Here is a 21,433-nt window from a genome sequence, read left to right on the forward strand (position 1 = left end):
TGTCACCGAGTGGCACCACCCGCACCGTTCGTAAGGCATCGTTGACCCTAAGCACCCGCTACCGTCGAGACCGAACGTCACGAGGATGAATGAGCCGACAGGAAGCCAACTATGCGTGAAGACATGAGCGAGTTCGAGTTTCAACAAACACGGGTAGGCCTCGCAGGTGCGAGCTGGATCAACTTCTTCGAACGCTCACATGACTATCTGCGCATCTCTCACGCTTCGATCCAGGCTGCCGTGCCGCTAACGGCATCGCTGAATAGTATTCCGAAGCTACTTGATCGACCGTTGGGTCTGGACGAGGAGAGTAGGACTCTCTTGCACGAGGTAGGCACGAAGGCCGAGCGCGAGCTAGAAACGGGCTTCGAACTCACAAACGCCCTTGTACTTATGGCACTGTGGGGCGCATTCGAGGCCTTCGTCGAAGACGTCTGCAAGGGGGCGATCTTTCACGACCGAACACTGCTCAACGAACCAGGCTTAAACAAAGCGCGGTACACGGTATCCGCCCTGATCCAACTGGATGAAGAACACCTCATTGAGCAAGTTTTTAAGGACTCAGTAGATCAACTCCGGTCCGACAATCGCGGTATTGGCAAGTTCGAGGCACAACTCGGCCTGGTACGCCTCGATGGGAAAGTGCCACGTGAGATCAAGGATGCAATCTTCGACGCACAGCAAGATCGCAATGTGTGGGCACACAGAGCCGGAACGGCCGACAATCGCTACGTGCGAGAACTGGGACGAAACCGTTTTCGCGCCGGGGAAACGGTCAAGATTTCAAGGGAGAAGATTGAGGACTATTTTCTTGCGCTCATGACTTACGGAACAATCATCATCAACCGATTTCGTGAAGCACTCTTTACCTCCGGTACCCCTCCTGCAGCAGCCGACCCACCCGTTCAGTTAGTCGTACAACGGGATGTACCAGGCCGAACGTACATCAAGTACACGAACAGTAACAGCTGAGACCGTTAGTGGGACCGCGCCAACAGGTTCCGCCACTGCAGACGAATAACGCCTGGCCCTCGCGCGCGCAGGCCAGCCGCTAGCCCATCAACCCCGCCGCCACCGTTGCGCCCAACTCCCAGCACGCTTCTCGGTCGTCCTTGCTCGGGGCGCCGGAGACGGTCACGTACTCAGCCGATTTCACCCAGCCGAGCCCGGTGGTGATGGCATCGACAGCCTTGGCCGCGCCCTCGGTCCCCTGGTTGCCGTGCAGGTAGAGTCCGAACGGGCGGCCCTGCGTCGAGTCGAGGATCTGGTAGTAGCTGACGTCGAAGGCGTGTTTCAGTGCGCCGCTGATGTATCCGAGGTTGGCCGGGGTGCCGAGGATGTAGCCGTCGGCTTCGAGGAAGTCGCTCGCGGTGACCGCCAGAGCAGCTCGACGCACCACCTCGACGCCCTCGATCTCGGGATCGGTGGCACCGGATAGGACCGCCTCGAACATCTCCTGACACGCCGGCGACGGCGTGTGGTGGACGATCAAAAGTCGCTTGTCCGCCATCACGACCTCCCCGCGAACGCCAGCAACCGATCGGCCGCGCTGTCCGACGCCGGTTCGATCGGCGCCTCGAACATCCCGGCGGCGCGCAGCTCCTCGATGACGGGGGCGGCGTCGGTGAGCACGAAGTCGACGAGCCCCTCCGACGGCGACCACTCGGCATCGAGGCCCACGCACAGATCGTGGGAGTGCAAGGCCAGCTCCATGATTCGCATCACCAGGAGCTGGTGGCCGGGGCGTCGACCGGCGCGATGATCGACCTCGACGTCGAGGTCGGCCGAGTCGACGGCAGCCCGAAAGGCGCTGTCGCTGCGCCAGAATTCGGCGACCGGGTCACCGGCGCCCACATAGTCGACGTCCCGCGTCGTCAGGGTGTCGGCGGCGCTCGCACCCTCGAGGAGCATGGCGTAGCGGTGGCCGCCGCCGACGAGGTGGTTGATCAGGTCGCGGTTGGTCCATCCCGCGCACCCGCTTGCCTCACCAAGCTTTTCGGGGCCCACGTTGGCCAGGTGGTCGGCCCAGAGACGGGCGGCCTCGTCGAGCAAGCTCGTCGGATCGCTCATCTGGCCCGGCCCCCTACTGCTCGCGTCCGTGGAACTGTGCGACCGCGCGCTTCATCATCGCGCGGGCGCGAGGGCGATCGCCGGCGTAGTCGTAGGCGCGGGCGATGCGGTAGGTGTTGCGCCAGTTCTCGGGGTCCGCCTCCCATTCGGCCTTGACCTGGGCGAACAGCTCGTCGGCGGCGTCGCGCTCCATCCGGCCCGAAGCACGGTGCGGGAGATTGGAGATGTCGAGCTCGCGACCCTCCTCGGCCATGATCGCGGCGAGCTTCTGGTGTTCCAGACCCGCGCGCAGCGTCGCGTAGATGAGCCACGCACCGATGAGCGGCAGGGCGATGACGCCGATGCCCAGACCGATGCCCGCGGCGGACCCCGTCGCGATCAGCTGGAAACCGCGCCAGCCGAGCAGCACAAAGTAGACGATCAGCGCGACGACGAGGAACCCGATCATCCAGACGATCGGCCGTGCGTCCTTCTTCTTCGGCCCCAGCCGCGGCGCACCGCCCTCGGTGTCGCCGGTGTGGTTGCCCTCGTCGTGCGTGCCCGCGTCGTCTGAGTGATCGTCAACCATGGGATCAGAGATCCATCAGTTCTTCGAGTCCGATGGTCAGACCGGGGCGGTCCCCGATGCTGCGCACGCCCAGGAGTACCCCCGGCGCGAACGACGACCGGTCGAGCGAGTCGTGGCGGATGGTGAGGGTCTCCCCCTCGGTGCCGAGCAGGACCTCCTGGTGGGCGACGAGGCCCGCGAGACGCACCGAGTGGACGTGCACGCCGTCGACCACAGCCCCTCGCGCGCCGTCGAGTTCGGAGGTGGTGGCGTCGGGGCTCGCCCCGACCCCGGCCTCGGCGCGCGCACGGCCGATCAGCTCTGCGGTCCGATATGCGGTGCCCGACGGAGCGTCGGCCTTCTGCGGGTGGTGCAGTTCGACGACCTCGACCGAGTCGTAGTACTTGGCGGCCTGCGCGGCGAAACGCATCGACAGGACGGCGCCGATCGCGAAGTTCGGGGCGATGAGCACGCCGACCTTCGGGTTCTCGACGAGCCAGCCGCGGACGGTCTCGAGGCGTTCCTCGGTGAAGCCGGTGGTACCGACGACGGCGTGAATCCCGTTGGCGATCAGGTACTTCAGGTTGTCCATCACGACGTCGGGGTGGGTGAAGTCGACGACGACCTGGGTGTCGGTGTCGGAGAAGTACTCCAGCGAGTCACCCTTGTCGACGCCCACGGTGTAGGTGAGATCGTCGGCGTTCTCGACCGCCTTGACGATCGCCTGTCCGACCTTGCCCTGACTGCCCAGGACGCCCACCTTGATACCGCTCATGTCCACCCTCTTCGATCTCGACGTGTCAACGGGTCTCAGTCTAGTGGCGAGGACCTTCTCAATAGATCGGCGCATCGCCGCGGCGATGCTCGAAGACCAGCGACGTGGTGGTGCCCGCGACCTCGCGACGGCTGTTGAGCCGCTCGACGAACTGGCGGAGTGCCTCGGTGTCGGCGGTCGCCACGTGGAGCATGTAGTCGTCGGCGCCGGCGAGGAAGAACACGTCGATCACCTCGTCGTAGGCGGCGATCTCGCCGACGAACTGCCGGATCCGCCCGCGCGCGTCGGATTGGAGGCTGACGGCGACCATGGCGCGCAGCGGGCGCCCGACGGCGGCCGGGTCGACGTCGGCGAAGAATCCACGGATGACACCGAGTTCGACGAGCCTTCGCATACGGCCGTGACACGTCGACGCGGCGATCCCGACGCGTTGTGCCAGCTCACTGTTGGGCATACGTGCATCGGACTGCAGGAGCTTCAGCAATTCGCGGTCCGTCGCGTCGAGCTCTCCGGGCTGAACATCCTTCGGTGCGGCAGGCATCACACCCTCCTGACCGGAAACATCTTCGCCATGATCAGCCTCTCAAGAATCTTCTTCACGAATATTGTGACACTTCTGAAGTTCCTTCACGCTTGAGACAGCTTATCTGCACAAACTTCGAAACGAGAGGGAGCATCATGCGCGTCGGGATCCCCACCGAGATCAAGAACCACGAGTACCGCGTCGCCATCACCCCGGCGGGCGTCGCCGAGCTGCACCACCGCGGCCACGACGTGATCATCCAGGCGGGTGCCGGTGAGGGGTCGGCCATCGCCGACAACGACTACAAGGCCGCCGGCGCGCAGATCCTCGGCACCGCCGCCGAGGTCTGGGACCAGGCCGAGCTGCTGCTCAAGGTCAAGGAGCCAATCGCCTCCGAGTTCGACCTCATGCGCGAGGGCCAGACGATCTTCACCTACCTCCACCTGGCCGCCGGCAAGGAGTGCACCGATGCGCTGCTGGCCTCGGGCACCACGTCCATCGCCTATGAGATGGTTCGAACCGCCGACGGCGCACTCCCCCTGCTGGCCCCGATGAGTGAGGTCGCCGGCCGGCTCGCCCCTCAGGTCGGCGCCTATCACCTGATGAAGTCCGAAGGCGGCCGCGGCGTGCTCATGGGCGGCGTCCCCGGCACCGAGCCCGCCGAGGTCGTGGTCATCGGCGGCGGCGTCAGCGGCGTCAACGCGGCGACGATCGCCGTCGGCATGGGTGCCCAGGTCACCGTCTTCGACCTCGACATCGCCAAGCTCCGGGCGATCGACGCCCGGTTCGCCGGCCGCGTCCACACCCGCTACAGCACCAAGCTCGCGCTCGACGAGGCGGTCAAGAAGGCCGACCTGGTCATCGGCGCGGTCCTCGTCCCCGGCGCGAAGGCACCGGTTCTGGTGCCGAACAGCCTTGTCGCACAGATGAAGCCGGGTGCGGTTCTCGTCGACATCGCGATCGACCAGGGTGGTTGCTTCGAGGACTCACACCCCACGACCCACGCCGACCCGACCTTCACCGTGCACGACACCACCTTCTACTGCGTGGCCAACATGCCCGGCACGGTCGCCCGCACGTCCACGCAGGCGCTCACCGGCGCGACCCTCCCCTACGTGTTGCGTCTGGCCGATCAGGGCTGGGAGGAGGCATGCTCCACCGATCCGGCACTGGCGTCGGGACTGAGCACCCACCGCGGGGAGCTGTTCACCGCCGAGGTCGGCGAGGCGCTCGGTCTCCCCGTCGCGGCGATGCCGTTCGCGCACAACTGATCAGCGAGACCACCCGTGTTCAGAAGGTGATGCGGGTGGTCCCTCGCCGCTTCCCGCGATAGCCGTAGCGGCGTTCGATGATCTCGCCGTGACCGTCGTGGCGGATGCGCAGCAGGGTCGAGGCCCGCGTGCCGTATCCCGGGATGTTGATGAACTTCGACGACAGGGCCGCCTCGAACTCTGCTCCGACGCCGGTGCCGGGCAGCCGCACCGGGTCGGGGCGGTCCTGGTCGGCCAACATCGCGAAGTAGTCCTCGTCGGGGGCACCGGCCGAGACCAGGTCACGCAGTGCGGCGGTGCCGTCGACGACCTTCGGCCAATCGTTGTCGAGCGCCCCGTTGGACACGCCGTGCACCCCTTCGGCCACCCGCTCGGCGTGTGGTTGCGGCCGGTTCGTCACCCACCACAGGTCTGCGGCGTCGGCGACGAGCAGGTTCACCGGGTCGTAGTCGGCGGCCTGTTCGACGACGCGGTCGGCGAAGACCTTGGGGTCCTCGTCGCCGGCGAGGAAGTCGACCGGCAACTGCCCGCGCGAGCGGACCCCGACGCGTTCGGGCGGCCCGACCCGCACGTTCGTCACCATCGCGACCCGGCCGGGCTCATCAGCGGAGACACCCATCCAGGTGCCGCCGGCCAGCGCGTCGCGTCCGGCGATCACCGGCAGGTCATCCCACCGGGACAGCGCATACGTGCGTCGCCGGTGATACTCGTCGCGATTGGCCGCGACGATCAGCCGGTACTCGGGATGCGCGTTCCACGCGAAGAGGATCAGGCACATGGCATCTCAGTTCACCTGGTAGTGGCTCATACCCGCCATTCTGCGCTGGACGCCGGCGATCTCCCGCACCGCCTGCGCCACCAGACTCCGGTCCAGCGGCGACAGCCGTCCCATCTCCAGCACGTCGGTCGGTGTCTCGCCGCGATCGAACTGCGCGACCTGGTACCGCAACCGCACCCGTTGCAGGACGTCGAACACCTCCGTCAGCGTCGTCGCATCGTCGTCGGTGAGCAGTGCGCTACCCGAGGCCGCCTGTAATCGGGCGCGTGTGTTCACCTCGGTGGATTCGACGCTCAGCGCCACCCACCGGGCGATGTTGATCAGCGGCGTCAGCGCATTGGCCTTCACGTCGAACGCCCCCGGCCGCCGGGTCAGGACGTCGCGCATCGAACGGAGTCGTGCCTTGGTCGACAACGACTCATCGAGCAGCAACCGCATGGTGCGCGGGTCGGCGCGCAGGGCTCCGATCATCTCGACTCCCGGTGTGCGCACCGGCGATTCGCGACGCGACCCGAACAGGGGCCGACCGTCGAGGATCAGCGATGTGAAGATCATCCCCCTGTTCTCCAGCGGTGCGTCGATCCATGCGCGCGCGGCCGTCTGCCACTGGGTGCGGGTCCGCGAGAACAGCGGCTTCGACGCGACGGCGCCGTTGGTGTCGACGGTCAGGCCGGCACCGCGCAGCAGGTCGTCGAGCTCGGCGAAGGCGGCGCGGTAGGCGTCGAGCTCGGCCGTCTCCAACGAGTCGTCGAAGACGACCGCGGAGTCGACATCCGAACTCAACACCGGCTCCCGACGCGCATTGCTGCCGAGCGACAGCCAGGTGTACGCGGCGGGGTCGACGTCGGGCCGGGAGTCGACGACCAGTCGTAGACCCCGCAACACCACGGCGTCGACGATGAGGGAGGCGACCTGGGTGACCTCGTGTGCCGGCCGGTCCCGCCGCACCAGATCGGCGACCAGCTGCGGGATGCGTCGCGCGTGTCCCTGCAGTTCCTCGACCGTCTGCGACCGTGAGATCTGTTCGCGCAGAGGCATGCTCGAACCGGCCGGGTCGGCGACGAAATCGCTCGCGCCGACGACGCCGAGGACTCTGCCATCGGAGTCGCGCACCGGGATCACCGTGAGGTCGCGGTCCACGAGTTCGGTGAGGGCGTCGATCGCCGACGTGCGTGAGTCGACGACGAACGCCGGCCCGTCGACGATGTCTCCCACCGGGGTGTCGAGGCCCCGCCCGGCGGCGACGACGCGCGCCCGGATGTCGGCGTCGGTGAGCAGCCCCAGACCGTGATCGGGCAGTGGGATCACGACGTAGTCCTGGTCGCGCTCGGTCATCAGCGTCGCGGCCTCACGCACGGTCATGTCGGCCCGTCCGGTCACCGGCTCGGTCCGCAGCAGGTCGGCCACGGTACGCGATGCGGGTGTGCGCGCGGCGTCGCGGCGGTGCGCGACCGTCAGCTGGTCAGGCGGACCGTTCATCTCTGCAGATCATAGGCGGCTGCGGACAGACATCGGGCCCGCCGTCCGGATGGACGGCGGGCCCGATGGGGTACCTCAGATCAGAACGGCTCAGGCGTCGGCGGCGGCCGCTTCGGCGGCTGCGGCCTCAGCCTTGTCGGCCTCTTCGTCGACGGGGACGAGGCTGATCTTGCCGCGCTCGTCGATGTCGGCGATCTCCACGCGGAGCTTGGAGCCCACGTTCACGACGTCCTCGACCTTGTTGACGCGCTTGCCCTTACCGAGCTTCGAGATGTGCACCAGGCCGTCGCGACCCGGCAGCAGCGACACGAACGCACCGAACGCGGTGGTCTTGACGACGGTGCCGAGGAAGCGCTCGCCGACCTTGGGCAGCTGCGGGTTGGCGATCGCGTTGATGCGGTCGATCGCAGCCTGTGCCTTCACGCCATCGGAGGCGCCGACGAACACGGTGCCGTCGTCCTCGATGGAGATGTTGGCGCCGGTCTCCTCGGTGATGCCGTTGATCGTCTTGCCCTTGGGGCCGATCAGCTCGCCGATCTTGTCCATCGGGATCTTGATGGTGGTGATCCGCGGAGCGAACGGGCTCATCTCGTCGGGCTCGTCGATGGCCTCGGCCATGACGTCGAGGATGGTCAGGCGGGCGTCCTTGGCCTGGCTGAGCGCACCCGCGAGCACCTGCGAGGGGATGCCGTCGAGCTTGGTGTCGAGCTGCAGGGCGGTCACGAAGTCCTTCGTGCCCGCGACCTTGAAGTCCATGTCGCCGAAAGCATCCTCGGCACCGAGGATGTCGGTCAGTGCGACATAGCGGGTCTCGCCGTCGACGGTGTCGGAGACCAGGCCCATGGCGATGCCGGCGACCGGGGCGCGCAGCGGCACACCGGCGTTGAGCAGCGACATGGTCGAGGCGCAGACCGAACCCATCGAGGTAGAACCGTTGGAGCCCAACGCCTCCGAGACCTGACGGATCGCGTACGGGAAGTCCTCGACGCTCGGCAGGACCGGCATCAGGGCCCGCTCGGCGAGTGCGCCGTGGCCGATCTCGCGACGCTTGGGCGAACCGACGCGACCGGTCTCACCGGTCGAGTACGGCGGGAAGTTGTAGTGGTGCATGTACCGCTTGGACGTCTCGGGCCCGAGCGAGTCGACCTGCTGCGCCATCTTCACCATGTCGAGGGTGGTGACGCCCATGATCTGCGTCTCGCCACGCTCGAACAGCGCACTGCCGTGGGCGCGCGGGATCACCGCGACCTCGGCGGAGAGTGCACGGATGTCGGTGATGCCGCGACCGTCGATGCGGAAGTGATCGGTCAGGATGCGCTGGCGCACCAGCTTCTTGGTCAGCGAACGGTATGCGCCGCCGATCTCCTTCTCACGACCCTCGAACTGCTCCCCGAGCTGGGCGAGGATGTCGGCCTTGAGCTCGTCGGTCTTGTCGTCGCGCTCCTGCTTGCCGGCGATCGTCAGGATCTCCGAGAGACGCTCGGTGGCTGCGGCGGCGACGGCCTCGTAGACGTCGTCCTGGTACGCCGGGTACAGCGGGAACTCCCCGGTGTCCTTGGCAGCGGCGGCGGCCAGCGACTTCTGTGCCTCGCACAGGCGGGCGATGAACGGCTTGGCGGCCTCGAGACCCTCGGCGACGATGGCCTCGGTCGGTGCCTGGGCGCCACCGGCGATCAGGTCGATGACGTTGTCGGTCGCCTCGGCCTCGACCATCATGATCGCGACGTCGGCGGAATCGCCCTCACCGCTCACGATGCGGCCCGCGACGACCATGTCGAACACGGCGCCCTCGAGCTGCTCGACGGTCGGGAACGCGACCCACTGGCCGGCCTTGTTCTCCTCGGTCGGGATGAGTGCGACACGCACGCCACCCACCGGGCCGGAGAACGGCAGACCTGCGAGCTGGGTCGACGCCGACGCGGCGTTGATGGCCACGACGTCGTAGAGGTCGTTCGGGTCGAGCGACAGCACGGTGACGACGACCTGGATCTCGTTGCGGAGACCGTCGACGAAGGACGGGCGCAGCGGGCGGTCGATCAGGCGGCAGGTCAGGATCGCGTCGGTGGACGGACGACCCTCGCGACGGAAGAACGATCCGGGGATGCGGCCGGCGGCGTACATCCGCTCCTCGACGTCCACGGTCAGCGGGAAGAAGTCGAAGTGCTCCTTCGGGTGCTTCGACGCGGTGGTGGTCGAGAGCAGCATGTTCTCGTCGTCGAGGTAGGCGGTCACCGAGCCGGCGGCCTGCAGGGCGAGGCGTCCGGTCTCGAACCGGATCGTGCGGGTGCCGAAGCTCCCGTTGTCGATGATCGCGGTGGCCTCGGTGATGGCGTCGTCGTACTCGTCGGTGAAGTCTTCGGTGGTGTTCACATCTGTCATGTGGGGTGGAATCCCTTCGTAGCGGCTGCCGTTAGCGGCCGTCGTGATGCGCGGCCACGCAGAGATGGCCGCTTGTGCGGTTGAGGGTGGTCATCGCGAGGTGCGCAGCGTGCACCGAATGCCGGTGCAGTCGTGCTGTGGAGCTCGTCGCACGCGCGGATCGGACCGACCCAGAACGCGCCGAGAAAACACGGCAGCGGGTGAATGGCGCGACGTTTCGCGCCCGGTTGAGTGCTCAGACGGCCTTCGATCGAAGCGGCCGGAACCATTGTTCCGGCGGCCACTACCGAGGACCGATCTGGCTCGTCGTCACGCACTGCCATCAGTTCACGGCAACGATCCGTCTGTCAGCCTATCACCGCGCCGTGTCAATACCTCAATATGACAAACCGGCCACCTCCCGTTCGGGAGGTGGCCGGTGAGAGTCTGTTGTCGCGGTCCGCGATCAGCGACGCAGGCCGAGGCGCTCGATGAGCGAACGGTAGCGGTTGATGTCGACCTTGGCGACGTACTTCAGCAGGCGACGACGACGGCCGACGAGCAGCAGCAGGCCGCGGCGGCTGTGGTGGTCGTGCTTGTGCTGCTTGAGGTGCTCGGTGAGGTCGACGATGCGCTTGGTGAGCAGGGCGACCTGGGCCTCGGGCGAACCGGTGTCGGTCTCGTGCAGACCGTATTCGCTGAGGATTTCCTTCTTCTGCTCGACAGTCAAAGCCATGGAGATACTCCTGTTTCTCAGTGCCGCGTCTCAGATACTCCCGGTGCGCCACCGCGGACTGCAGCAACACCGACTGATCAGGCTACCTGCCGGGGTGCGCCCGACCCAAATCCGAGCGTGGCCCGCCCGAGTCCGTGGATGCTCGTGGCCGCGTCCCGGCCGAGCCACCACCACACCAGGGCGACGGCGACGACGCCGACGACCGCACCGACGACGATCGCGATGGCGAGCAGGCGCCGGGCGGGTTGCCGTTCGGCGCCGCGACCGGTCAGCAAGACGCCGAGCAGCCCGAGAACCACCGAGGTCAGCGCCGCGGCGAGCATCAGGAACAGCCCGGCGGTGGGCTCGCCCACGTCGGCGGCCGCCGACGTGGCACCGATCTTGCCCAGTGGCAGCGTCAGCCCGAGGGGCCGAACGGGTACCGCACCGGCCATGACGACCACGCCGACTCCTGCCCCGGCGACCGTGGCGAAACCCGGGTGAGGCGCACCCACCCGCCGCACGAGGCCGTACAGGGCGGCGAGACCACCGACGATGATCAGCAGACCGAGGGTGACGGTGAACCACCCGAGCGTCAGCTGGGTTCCGAGCGTCTCCGCGTACCGGCCGTTGTGCACGCCGAACCCGTTCGGGTTGAGCGGCGCGAGTCCCACCGAGGCGAGGTCCACCCACTGCATGAACGTCGCGGCCACGACCACCAGGCCGAGCACCACCGACGCGAGGGCCGCGGCGATCGCGGAGGTCTGCGCGGGACGCTTGCCGGGCGTGCTCACGACGTCTCGGCCGCCGCCAGGATCTCCCTGGTCTTGGCGACGTCGTTCCCCATCTCCTCGATGAGGGCGTCGATCCCGTCGAACTGGACCATGCCGCGGATGCGATGGACGAAGTCGACGGCGACGTGCTGGCCGTAGAGATCGGCGTTCTTGTCCAGGACAAAGGCCTCGACGGTGCGGGTGCGTCCGGAGAAGGTCGGGTTGGTGCCCACCGATACCGCTGCCTGGTAGCGCTCCCCCGGCAGGACCTCTCCGACGGCCGGACCGACGCCGAGGATCGTGAACCAGGCCGCGTACACGCCGTCGGCCGGGATCGCGGCGTACATCGGGGGCGCGACGTTGGCGGTCGGATAGCCGAGATCGCGTCCGCGGCCGTCACCGCGGACGACGACGCCCTCCACCCGATGCGGGCGACCGAGAGCCTCGGCGGCGCGGTCCATGTCGCCTGCGGCGACGCAGGACCGGATGTAGGTCGACGAGTAGGTCACCGCGTGTTCGCCGAACAGCGAGATGGCCTGTACCTCGAAGCCGAACTTGGCACCCAACTCGGTCAGCTTCGCGACGTCGCCGGCGGCCTTGCGCCCGAAGGTGAAGTTGTCCCCCACCACCACCTCGGCGGCATGCAGTGTCTCCACGAGGATGTCGTGGGCGAAATCCTTGGGCGAGCGGGCCGCGAGCTCCGGGGTGAACGGCATCACGCAGAAGACGTCGATCCCGAGTTCCTCGGCCAGTTCCGCCCGCCGCGTCAGCGTGGTCAGTTGCGGCGGATGGGAACCCGGCCGCACGACCTCCGACGGGTGTGGGTCGAAGGTCATCAGCACGGCGGGCACCCCGTGCTCCTTCGCCGCCTTCGTCGCGGCATGGATCAGTTCGGCATGCCCACGGTGCACACCGTCGAAGACACCGATGGTGACCACGCACCGTCCCCAGTCCGCGGGGATGTCATCAAGACCTCGCCATCGCAACACGCGACCAGCCTACGGGGAGCACCTGTTCCAAACCACCACCGCCACACGCCTACGAGCGGACACGGGGCCGACGACGAGGTGTCGGCGAGGCGACAAGGGGACGCTAAGCTCGATCCATGCCATGGCGATCAGACCGTCCGGTGACCGAGCTGTCACAGGTCACCCAGGACTATCTGAAGGTCATCTGGACCAGCCAGGAGTGGGAGGACGTCAAGGTCACCACCAAGCTGCTGGCCCAGTCCCTCGGAGTGTCCCCGTCCACCGCGTCGGAGGCCATCCGCAAGCTCGCCGACCAGGGTCTGGTCTCCCACGAGCCCTACGGCGCGGTGACTCTCACCGATCACGGCCGCGAGGCCGCGGTCCTCATGGTGCGGCGCCACCGTCTCATCGAGACCTTCCTCGTCCGTGAACTCGGCTACCGCTGGGACGAGGTGCACGACGAGGCCGAGATCCTCGAGCACGCCGTCTCCGACCGCCTGATGGCCCGGCTCGACGCCAAACTCGGCTTCCCCGACCGGGATCCGCACGGCGACCCGATCCCCGCACTCGACGGTTCGATCCCCACCCCCGCCGCGGCGCTGCTCGCCGACCTCGAGGTGGGCGCGTCGGGATGCATCGCCCGGATCTCCGACACCGACCCGGAGATGCTGCGCTACTTCGACGAGGTGGGCGTGGCCCTCGACTGCGTCGTGACCGTCGCCGAGAAGCGGCCGTTCGCCGGCACCATCTCGGTGTCCCTCGACGACGCGGCGCCGATCGACCTGGGCGACATCGCCGCCCGCGCGATCTTCGTCGTCCCGCGCTAGCGCAGCGTCGCCGGGCGAACCACCATCACCGAACTCGCGCGCTTGCCCTTCTCCTGGATCAGCGCGATGGCCTGCTCGTGCGGGTCCACGACCACGTAGACGCCCTTCATGCCGATCGGCTCGAGCCACCTTCCCTGGCTGATGGATTCGGCCTCGTCGTCGGTGATGTCACGTCGCGGGAAGGACAGCTTCACGGCCTCGTCGATGTCGAGACTGACGCGGCCGTCCTCGCGGACCTCGTCGAGCGTGCGGGCGTGCTCGAGGGTGAACGGCCCGACCGCGGTGCGTCGGAGAGCGGTGAGGTGGCCGCCGACGCCTAGTGCGGCGCCGAGGTCCCGGGCCAGGGACCGGATGTAGGTGCCCGACGAACAGTCCACCGCGACATCGAGATCCACGACGCCGGGGGTTCCGTTGTCGGTGTCACCGTCGCGTCGGGTGGCGAGCACGTCGAATCGCGACACGGTGACCGGGCGGGCCTCGAGGTCGAAGTCGGCGCCGGTGCGGACCAGGGCGTGTGCCCGACGGCCGTCGACCTTGATCGCCGACACCTTCGCCGGGACCTGCTGGATGTCGCCGGTGAGATCGGCCACGCCCGAGGCGATCTCGTCGTCGGTGACACCGGTGGCGTCGGCGGTGGTGAGGATCTCTCCCTCACGGTCGTCGGTGGTGGTGGAGGCGCCGAGACGGATGGTGGCCGTGTAGGACTTGGTGGTCAGCGACAGCAGGCCGAGAAGCTTTGTCGCCCTCTCGATCCCGACGACGAGGACGCCGGTGGCCATCGGGTCCAGGGTGCCGGCGTGGCCGACCCGGCGGGTGTCGAAGATCTTGCGGCACCGCGACACGACGTCGTGGCTGGTGATCCCCGCCTGTTTGTCGACGATGAGCAGGCCGGCCTTTTCGATGGTTGCGTCGGCCATGTCAGACCATCGCGATCGTCGTGGTGATGATGCCCCGTTCGACGAGCCAGCGGCCCTGGAACTCGAGCACCGGCGCACCGCCGTCGGTGGCGGCCGGGTCGATCAGGATGCGCGAGATGAACGTCCCGGACGTCTCCGCGGTCTGTTCGAAGGTGATGAGGGCGTCCTCGAAACCCAGCCACCGCTTGGTGATCGGGAACCATGCCTTGTAGGTGGCCTCCTTGGCGCAGAACAGCAGGCGATCCCAGTGCAGTCCGGCCGGGCGGGTCGCGAGGACCTCGCGCTCGGCGGGCAGGCTGGTGTGCTCGAGTACGCCGTCGGGTAGCGCGTCGTGTGGTTCGGCGTCCATGCCGAGGGACCGCACCCCCATCGCATGCGCGACGATCGCGGCGCGGTAGCCGTCGCAGTGGGTCAGACTGCCCACGATGCCCGCGGGCCAGATGGGGGCACCCTTGTCGCCCTTGAGGATCGGCACCGGGTCGTAACCCAGCTGCCCCAGCGCCTGCCGGGCACAGTGGCGGACAGTGGTGAATTCACGACGACGCTTCTCCACGGCCTTGCCGATGAGCGCCTGCTCGGCGGGCATCGCGATCAGGCCGGGCGGATCGTCGAACGCCTCCGCCGAGGCGACCCCGGATGGGAGGAGTTGTTCGATCACTGCTCGTCCTTTCGTGCTTGCCGTTCCGCCTGCCGCGTCCGGCGCTCTGCTTGCCTCTGCTCCACCCGTGCCCGGAATTCCGCGGCGCGTTCGGCGTAGTCGGGCGGCAGGTCGAAACGCACCCCGTGCTCGGGGAGGTCGGTCTCGCCGAGGCCGTCGCCGGGCACGATGTTGCGCATCAACGGGTTCGGCAGGCCGCGTCGCTTCCACTCGCGCGGATAGCCGACCGACACCTCCTCGAAGCGGATGCCGTCGTACCAGGTGGTGCGCGGGATGTGCAGGTGTCCGTAGACGCAGCATGCGGCGTTGAACTCGGTGTGCCACTCGGCGGTCAGCTCGCTGCCGCACCACAGTGCGAACTCCGGGTAGATGAGCGCATCGCACGGTTCTCGACGCAGCGGCCAATGGTTGATGAGGACCGTCTTCTCCGACGGGTCGAGGGCCTCCAGCCGGCGGCGGGTGATCTCGATGCGCGCCCGGCCCCAGGCATCCCGGGTCGGGAACGGCTCGGGTGAGAGCAGGAACTCGTCGGTCGCCACCACGTTGCGTTCCCGGGCCAGTGCCAGCGCGGTGAGCTTGTTGGCCGTGCCCTCCGGCCGGAAGGTGTAGTCGTACAGCAGGAACATCGGGACCACGCGCACCGGATCGCTGCCGTCACCCGGATCGAACAGCGGGTAGATGTCCTCCGGGGTCACCACGCCGATGTCGCGGCACGCCTGCACGAGATAGTCGTAGCGGGCCACCCCGAACACCTGCAGCGGGTCCTTGGCCGTGGTGTACAGCTCGTGATTGCCCGGAACCCAGATGACGGTGTGGAAGCGGGTCCGCAGCCGGCGCAGGGTGTCGACGATGTCGTCCGTGCGTTCGGCGACGTCACCGGCCACGATGAGCCAGTCGTCCGGCGACGTCGGCCGGATCTCGTCGATGATGTGCTCGTTGCCCCGATGGGCGACGTGCAGATCGCTGATCGCCCACAAAGTTGCCACGAGGATCCATCGTGCCAGAGGTCGTGAATCCACCGTGCCCGGGGCGGGTCGGCGTGGGACGATCGAGCGGTGTACGGCGCACCCGTCGGCCCGGGCGGATCACGTCTGCCGGGCAATCGCGGACCCTGGTGGGTCCAGGTCGTCGTGAGCTCCCTGATCCTGCTCGCCTACCTCGTCGCGCAGGTGGCGGCGTACGCCGTCGGCGACACCACCGAGCGATGGACACAGTACGGATTGAGCGGCGCCGTCCTGGTCGTCTTCGTGGTGATCACCGCCGCGTGGGCGCGGTCCGGCTGGCGGGTGATCGTGGCGGTGCTGCTCGGTCTGCTGTTCGTCGGCTTGGAGCGACTCGCGCTGCTCCCCTTCTACCTCGACCTCTCGGTCACCCAGGAGTGGTCGGCGGACGTGTTCCGGCTCGCCTCGATGGCCGCCACCGCGATGCTGCTCACGGGCCTGGTCGTCGTGTGGTCGGTCGCGCGGCGTCGGACGGCCATGACGTGGGTGGGTCTGCTCCCGGCCGCCGGGCTCATCGCGTTGGGGACCTGGGCGACCTACTATCACCAGCCCGACTTCGGGGTCGACCTCACGGCCACCGAGGTCACCTTGCCCCTGCACTACTGGATCGGCGTCGTGGCGTTCGAGTCCGTGTTCGGCGTCGCAGCGGTCCTCGTCCTGTGGGCGTGCGACGCGATCGGTCTCGCCACCCGCCGATCCGTCACGACGAGCACCCCGGCGACCACACCGAACGTGGAGAGCTTCCGGACCACCCAGCTGTACCGGACGCAGGCGGGTCATCCGGACCTGCGGGAGACCGAGCGATATCGGCCGCCGCCTCCCCCGCTCGCCCAGCCGCCGCGGCGTCCCGACGACCCGTCGTTCCGGACCACCCAGATCCGCCGGCCCCACGACAGCGGCACCCGGGACGCCTGACGCGCGTCAGGCGGGTACGGCGCCTGCTTGCCGCCAGCGGCCGGAGCGGATACGCCACACGACGGTCGCGAGCCGGACGACCATGAAGACCACCAGGCCCGACCAGACCCCGGCCAGTCCCCAGTCGAAGATCAGCGACAGCCAGATCAGCGGCAGGAATCCGACGAGCGCGCCGGTCAGGGTCGCGGTGCGGAGGAAGGCGGCGTCGCCGCTGCCGAGGAGGACGCCGTCGAGGGCGAAGACCACTCCGGCGATCGGCAGCATCCCGACGAAGAACCACCACGGCACGCCGATCGCGTCGAGGACGGCGTCGTCGGAGGTGAAGAAGCGCGGGATGAGAGTCGCGCCGGCGGCGAAGACCGCGGCCATCGCGGTCGCGGCGACCACCGACACCCCGGTGACGCGGCGGGCCACCGTGTCGGCGACCTTGAGGCGACCACCGCCGAGCGCGGCACCGACGAGCGCCTGCGCGGCGATCGCGACCGAGTCGAGGAACAGCGCCATGAACTCCCAGAGCTGCAACACGAGCTGATGCGCCGCGACCTGCGCGACGCCGAACCGGGCAGCCACCGCGGCGGCCGAGACGAAACAGACCTGGAACGACAGGCTGCGGACGATGAGGTCGCGTGCCATCGCCAGCTGGGCGACGATGATCGTCCGGTCGGGTCGGAAACCCTTCGACTCCGGTGACGACCCGGCCTCGCGGATCACCCGCACCGCGAACAGCACACCCGTGACGCCCTGGCCGATCACGTTGGCGACGGCGCTGCCCGGCAGGCCGAGGCGCGGGAACGGCCCGACACCGTGAACCAGACCGACGACGAGAACCGCCGCGAGCGACAACCCGATGACCACGTAGACGACCGGCCGGCGCGTGTCCTGCACACCGCGCATCCAGCCGTTGCCGGCCATCGACAACAGGATCAGCGGTACCCCGAACATCGCGATGCGCATCCAGTGCGCCGCGTCGGCGGCCACCGCGGCCGACTCCGGCGACGACGCCCCGACGAGAAGCCGCATCACCATCGGGGCCAGCGGATAAGCGACCGCGACGATCACCACGCCGACCGCGACCGCGATCCAGCTGGCCTGCACGCCCTCGCGCACCGCACCGGCCCGGTCACCCGCACCGAACCTGCGCGCCGAGCGGGCCGTCGTGCCGTACGACAGGAAGGTGAGCTGGGTGCTGACGATCGAGAGGACCAGCGTGCCGACGCCGAGCGCGGCGAGCTGCTCGCCGCCCAGGCGACCGACGACCGCGAGGTCGAGGAGAAGGTAGAGAGGTGGTGCGATGAGGACCGCGAGCGCCGAGACGGTCAGCGTCGCGATCCGTGCGACACCTGCCTCGTCAGATGCCGCGACCTCCTCGCGGGTGCCGCTCAGAGCGACTCCAACAACCTCGCGACGACCTCGTCGGCGGTCCCGGCGTCGCTGTAACCGGAGGCCTGACGATGCCCTCCGCCACCGTGGGCGCGGGCGATCGGGACGAGGTCGACGATCTCCTTGGACCGCAGCGACACCGTCCACACTCCGGGTGCATTCTCCTTGAACACCGCGGCCACCTCGGCGTCGCGGGCCGTCCGGATGGTGTCGACCACGCTCTCGGACTCCTCCCAGCTCATGCCGGCGAGGGCCTTCTGGTCGACGATCGCGTAGACGAGTCCCTCGCCATTGCACGCCGACGGGACGAGCTTCGCCGACGCGAGGACGCCGGACATCATCGAGAACCACTCGAACGGGTGGGAGTCGAAGAGGATGCGACTCCACCGGCGCGCGTCGACGCCGGTCTCCAGCAGCCGCGCCGCGATCCGGAAGGACTGCGGCCGGGCCCAGCGAAACGAACCGGTGTCGGTGGTCAGTCCGGCGTAGATGCAGGTGGCGATGTCGGCGTCGAGTTCGACCCCGAGCTCGTCGAGTACATCGAGCACGAGGACCGACGTGCAGTCGGCGGCGGGATCGATCAGGTCGAGGTCACCGAAACCGGGATTCGAGGCGTGATGGTCGATGGTGATCGACGTGTCCGCCGCGCTGAAGACCTCACCCAACGCCTCGAGGCGTTCGAGGTTCGCCGCATCGACCGACACCACCAGCGGGTGCCCGACCACCTGGTTCGGGGAGCACAGGAGTTTGCTGCCGGGCAGGCCGCCGAGGGAGGCCGGCAGCTGCTCGGAACCGGGATAGGACACCTCGACGTCGACGCCGCGACGGTCAAGGGCCAGTCCCAGCGCCAGACCGCTGCCGATGGTGTCCGCATCCGGCCGGATGTGACAGCAGATGGTCACCGCCGACGCGGACGCCAGCTCTGCGGCGATCGCCGCACACGCCGGAGCGTTCACTCGTCGTCGCCGGCGTCGTCTGCCGAGCGATAGGGGTCGGCGTCACCGGCCGGTGATGCCTCGGCTGCGCGTCGTGCGACGAGTTCGTCGTTGGCGCGGGCGCGCGCAACGAGTTCCTCCATCTGACGGGCCGCGTCGGGCACCGTGTCGAGCATGAAACGCAGGGTCGGGGTGAAGCGGACGCCGGTACCGGCGCCGACCTTGGACCGGAGCACGCCGGTCGCCTTGGCCAGTCCTGCTGCTGCCGCCTCGTAATCGGGTTCGGCGTCGATGGATTCGCCCATCACCGTGTAGTAGACGGTCGCGTCGTGCAGATCGTTGGTCACGCGGGTGTCGGTGACCGTCACGTAGGCCAGGCGCGGATCCTTGATCTCGGTGGCGATCGCCGACGCGACGATCGTCGAGATCCGCTTGGCCAGACGTTGTGCCCGTGCTGGATCAGCCATCGGGAGTCCTTCCATGAGCGGTGCCGTGCGCGCCGGCCCGGTGTCGGGCCGACGCGCACGGACGTGGGTCGAGAGAGCTCAGAAGCGCACGCGCATCAGTCGCGCGGCTTCTCCTGCAGCTCGTAGGTCTCGATCACGTCGTCCACCTTGATGTCCGAGTAGGTCAGCGTGAGACCACATTCGTAGCCTTCGCGAACCTCGGTGGCATCGTCCTTCTCGCGCTTGAGCGACGACACGGTGAGGTTCTCGGCGACCACGACGTTGTCACGCAGCAGGCGCGCCTTGGCGTTGCGACGCATGATGCCCGACTGGACGAGGCAACCGGCGATGTTGCCGACCTTCGACGACTTGAAGATGGCGCGGATCTCGGCGCGGCCGAGCTCCACCTCTTCGTAGATCGGCTTGAGCATGCCCTTGAGCGCGCTCTCGATCTCGTCGATGGCCTGGTAGATCACCGAGTAGTACCGGATGTCGACGCCCTCGCGGTTGGCCAGCTCGGTGGCCTTGCCCTCCGCACGGACGTTGAAGCCGATGATGATCGCATCCGAGGCCGCCGCCAGGTTGACGTTGGTCTCGGTGACGCCACCGACACCGCGGTCGATGATGCGCAGCGAGACCTCGTCGCCCATCTCGATGCCCAGCAGGGCCTCTTCGAGGGCCTCGACCGTACCCGAGTTGTCACCCTTGAGGATGAGGTTGAGCTGGCTGGTCTCCTTGAGAGCCGAGTCCAGGTCTTCGAGGCTGATCCGCTTGCGGCTGCGTGCGGCCAGCGCGTTGCGCTTGCGCGCATTGCGGCGGTCGGCGATCTGCCGGGCGATGCGGTCCTCCTCGACCACGAGGAGGTTGTCGCCTGCACCGGGGACCGAGGTGAAACCGATGACCTGGACCGGACGCGACGGCAGCGCCTCGGGGACGTCCTCGCCGTGCTCGTCGACCATGCGACGGACACGACCGTAGGCGTCACCGGCGACGATCGAGTCGCCGACGCGGAGCGTGCCGCGCTGGACCAGCACGGTCGCCACCGGGCCACGGCCGCGGTCGAGGTGCGCCTCGATGGCGACACCCTGGGCGTCCATGTCCGGGTTGGCACGCAGGTCGAGCGATGCGTCCGCGGTGAGCAGCACGGCCTCGAGCAGTGCGTCGATGTTCTCGCCCTGCTTGGCCGAGATGTCGACGAACATGGCGTCGCCGCCGTACTCCTCGGGCACCAGACCGTATTCGGTCAGCTGTCCGCGGATCTTCTGCGGATCGGCGCCTTCCTTGTCGATCTTGTTCACCGCGACCACGATCGGCACGTCGGCCGCCTGGGCGTGGTTGACCGCTTCCACCGTCTGCGGCATGACACCGTCGTCGGCCGCGACCACGAGGATCGCGATGTCGGTCGCCTTGGCGCCGCGGGCACGCATGGCGGTGAACGCCTCGTGACCCGGGGTGTCGATGAAGGTGATCAGGCGATCCTCACCGTTGAGGTGGGTGTTCACCTGGTAGGCACCGATGTGCTGCGTGATGCCGCCGGCCTCGCCCTCGCGGACGTTGGCCTTACGGATCGTGTCGAGCAGTCGGGTCTTACCGTGATCGACGTGGCCCATGACGGTGACCACCGGCGGACGCTGTTCGAGGTCTTCCTCGCCGCCCTCGTCCTCGCCGTAGGTGAGGTCGAAGCTGTCGAGCAGCTCGCGGTCCTCGTCCTCCGGGCTGACGACCTGGACGCGGTAGTTCATCTCCGAGCCGAGCAGCTCGAGCGTCTCGTCGTTGACCGACTCGGTCGCCGTCACCATCTCGCCGAGGTTGAACAACGCCTGGACCAGCGATGCCGGGTTGGCGTCGATCTTGTCGGCGAAGTCGGACAGCGAGGCACCACGGGCGAGACGGATGATCTCGCCGTTGCCGCGGGGCAGACGGACGCCGCCGACGGACGGAGCTTGCATGCTCTCGTACTCGGCGCGTTTTGCCCGCTTCGACTTGCGACCCTTACGGGGAGCGCCGCCGGGACGACCGAACGCACCGGCTGCACCGCCGCGGCCACGACCGCCGCCGCCACCGGGACGACCGCGGAAGCCACCACCGGCGGGTGCG

At 68.1% G+C, this 21,433-nt stretch carries 22 protein-coding genes; 4 read left to right on the forward strand and 18 right to left on the reverse strand.

Features of this window, described 5'->3' with window-relative positions; all coding sequences use genetic code 11:
* The first annotated feature begins 111 nt into the window (after positions 1–111).
* On the forward strand, positions 112–972 hold the full coding sequence (locus GONAM_RS22635) for a hypothetical protein (protein ID WP_006866482.1): 861 nt from the start codon (positions 112–114) through the stop codon (positions 970–972).
* A gap of 79 nt (positions 973–1,051) precedes the next feature.
* Here the strand turns inward: GONAM_RS22635 and GONAM_RS09220 are convergent, their stop codons facing one another.
* The 5 genes from GONAM_RS09220 to GONAM_RS09240 are packed head-to-tail and all read right to left on the reverse strand — an operon-like array spanning position 1,052 to position 3,933.
* Complete coding sequence (locus tag GONAM_RS09220) at positions 1,052–1,510, reverse strand: flavodoxin family protein (RefSeq protein WP_006866483.1); 459 nt, start codon at positions 1,508–1,510, stop codon at positions 1,052–1,054.
* Positions 1,510–2,070, reverse strand: a complete 561-nt coding sequence (locus tag GONAM_RS09225) for a TIGR03086 family metal-binding protein (protein WP_006866484.1) — start codon at positions 2,068–2,070, stop codon at positions 1,510–1,512. Before GONAM_RS09225 ends, GONAM_RS09220 begins: the two co-directional genes overlap by 1 nt.
* Before the next feature lie 13 nt (positions 2,071–2,083).
* Positions 2,084–2,638, reverse strand: a complete 555-nt coding sequence (locus GONAM_RS09230) for a hypothetical protein (protein ID WP_006866485.1) — start codon at positions 2,636–2,638, stop codon at positions 2,084–2,086.
* Between the two features lie 4 nt (positions 2,639–2,642).
* Positions 2,643–3,392 carry a 4-hydroxy-tetrahydrodipicolinate reductase gene (gene dapB, locus GONAM_RS09235; RefSeq protein ID WP_006866486.1) on the reverse strand — a complete coding sequence of 250 codons (750 nt, stop codon included), beginning with the start codon at positions 3,390–3,392 and terminating at the stop codon, positions 2,643–2,645.
* Between the two features lie 58 nt (positions 3,393–3,450).
* Positions 3,451–3,933, reverse strand: coding sequence for an Lrp/AsnC family transcriptional regulator (locus GONAM_RS09240; protein ID WP_006866487.1), 483 nt, complete (start codon positions 3,931–3,933; stop codon positions 3,451–3,453).
* Between the two features lie 137 nt (positions 3,934–4,070).
* Between GONAM_RS09240 and ald the strand changes: the two genes are divergently transcribed.
* Positions 4,071–5,186, forward strand: a complete 1,116-nt coding sequence (ald, locus tag GONAM_RS09245) for an alanine dehydrogenase (protein WP_006866488.1) — start codon at positions 4,071–4,073, stop codon at positions 5,184–5,186.
* Between the two features lie 19 nt (positions 5,187–5,205).
* On the opposite strand, the gene GONAM_RS09250 is transcribed toward ald, so the two are convergent.
* The 6 genes from GONAM_RS09250 to GONAM_RS09275 form a co-directional block, all read right to left on the reverse strand.
* Positions 5,206–5,964 (reverse strand): NRDE family protein, encoded by a 759-nt coding sequence (locus tag GONAM_RS09250; protein WP_006866489.1) that lies wholly within the window; start codon positions 5,962–5,964, stop codon positions 5,206–5,208.
* A 6-nt stretch (positions 5,965–5,970) separates the two neighbouring features.
* Positions 5,971–7,443: a putative nucleotidyltransferase substrate binding domain-containing protein gene (locus GONAM_RS09255; protein ID WP_006866490.1), complete on the reverse strand. Its 1,473-nt coding sequence runs from the start codon at positions 7,441–7,443 to the stop codon at positions 5,971–5,973.
* Between the two features lie 90 nt (positions 7,444–7,533).
* Complete coding sequence (locus GONAM_RS09260) at positions 7,534–9,822, reverse strand: polyribonucleotide nucleotidyltransferase (RefSeq protein ID WP_006866491.1); 2,289 nt, start codon at positions 9,820–9,822, stop codon at positions 7,534–7,536.
* A gap of 445 nt (positions 9,823–10,267) precedes the next feature.
* Entirely contained in the window at positions 10,268–10,537 is a 270-nt protein-coding gene (gene rpsO / locus GONAM_RS09265) for a 30S ribosomal protein S15 (protein ID WP_005199046.1), read from the reverse strand.
* Between the two features lie 77 nt (positions 10,538–10,614).
* A complete protein-coding gene (locus tag GONAM_RS09270) occupies positions 10,615–11,310 on the reverse strand; it encodes a hypothetical protein (protein ID WP_006866492.1) in 696 nt (231 codons plus the stop codon).
* On the reverse strand, positions 11,307–12,278 hold the full coding sequence (locus tag GONAM_RS09275) for a bifunctional riboflavin kinase/FAD synthetase (RefSeq protein WP_083876398.1): 972 nt from the start codon (positions 12,276–12,278) through the stop codon (positions 11,307–11,309). Before GONAM_RS09275 ends, GONAM_RS09270 begins: the two co-directional genes overlap by 4 nt.
* 116 nt (positions 12,279–12,394) lie before the next feature.
* On the opposite strand from GONAM_RS09275, the gene GONAM_RS09280 reads away from it, so the two are divergent.
* Complete coding sequence (locus GONAM_RS09280) at positions 12,395–13,084, forward strand: metal-dependent transcriptional regulator (protein WP_162904481.1); 690 nt, start codon at positions 12,395–12,397, stop codon at positions 13,082–13,084.
* Here GONAM_RS09280 and truB read toward each other — a convergent pair.
* The 3 genes from truB to GONAM_RS09295 are packed head-to-tail and all read right to left on the reverse strand — an operon-like array spanning position 13,081 to position 15,645.
* The gene (gene truB / locus GONAM_RS09285) at positions 13,081–14,001 is read right to left on the reverse strand and encodes a tRNA pseudouridine(55) synthase TruB (RefSeq protein ID WP_006866494.1); all 921 of its coding nucleotides are present in this window, start codon (positions 13,999–14,001) and stop codon (positions 13,081–13,083) included. The two genes, GONAM_RS09280 and truB, sit on opposite strands and share 4 nt — an antisense overlap.
* A 1-nt stretch (position 14,002) precedes the next feature.
* The gene (locus GONAM_RS09290) at positions 14,003–14,659 is read right to left on the reverse strand and encodes a 4'-phosphopantetheinyl transferase family protein (RefSeq protein WP_006866495.1); all 657 of its coding nucleotides are present in this window, start codon (positions 14,657–14,659) and stop codon (positions 14,003–14,005) included.
* Complete coding sequence (locus GONAM_RS09295; RefSeq protein WP_006866496.1) at positions 14,656–15,645, reverse strand: metallophosphoesterase family protein; 990 nt, start codon at positions 15,643–15,645, stop codon at positions 14,656–14,658. The genes GONAM_RS09290 and GONAM_RS09295 overlap by 4 nt, the downstream gene beginning before the upstream one ends.
* A gap of 69 nt (positions 15,646–15,714) precedes the next feature.
* Between GONAM_RS09295 and GONAM_RS09300 the strand changes: the two genes are divergently transcribed.
* Positions 15,715–16,575 (forward strand): hypothetical protein, encoded by an 861-nt coding sequence (locus GONAM_RS09300; protein WP_006866497.1) that lies wholly within the window; start codon positions 15,715–15,717, stop codon positions 16,573–16,575.
* Positions 16,576–16,581: 6 nt separating this feature from the next.
* Here the strand turns inward: GONAM_RS09300 and GONAM_RS09305 are convergent, their stop codons facing one another.
* From GONAM_RS09305 to infB, 4 genes are all read right to left on the reverse strand, one after another.
* The gene (locus tag GONAM_RS09305; RefSeq protein ID WP_245548596.1) at positions 16,582–17,958 is read right to left on the reverse strand and encodes an MATE family efflux transporter; all 1,377 of its coding nucleotides are present in this window, start codon (positions 17,956–17,958) and stop codon (positions 16,582–16,584) included.
* Positions 17,955–18,911, reverse strand: coding sequence for a DHH family phosphoesterase (locus GONAM_RS09310; RefSeq protein WP_006866499.1), 957 nt, complete (start codon positions 18,909–18,911; stop codon positions 17,955–17,957). Before GONAM_RS09310 ends, GONAM_RS09305 begins: the two co-directional genes overlap by 4 nt.
* The gene (rbfA, locus tag GONAM_RS09315) at positions 18,908–19,357 is read right to left on the reverse strand and encodes a 30S ribosome-binding factor RbfA (RefSeq protein ID WP_006866500.1); all 450 of its coding nucleotides are present in this window, start codon (positions 19,355–19,357) and stop codon (positions 18,908–18,910) included. Before rbfA ends, GONAM_RS09310 begins: the two co-directional genes overlap by 4 nt.
* A 95-nt stretch (positions 19,358–19,452) precedes the next feature.
* The coding region (gene infB, locus GONAM_RS09320) for a translation initiation factor IF-2 (RefSeq protein WP_006866501.1) at positions 19,453–21,433 on the reverse strand (1,981 nt) is incomplete at its 5' end.

The organism is Gordonia namibiensis NBRC 108229, from assembly GCF_000298235.1.
In the GTDB taxonomy this organism is placed as follows: Bacteria; Actinomycetota; Actinomycetes; order Mycobacteriales; family Mycobacteriaceae; genus Gordonia; species Gordonia namibiensis.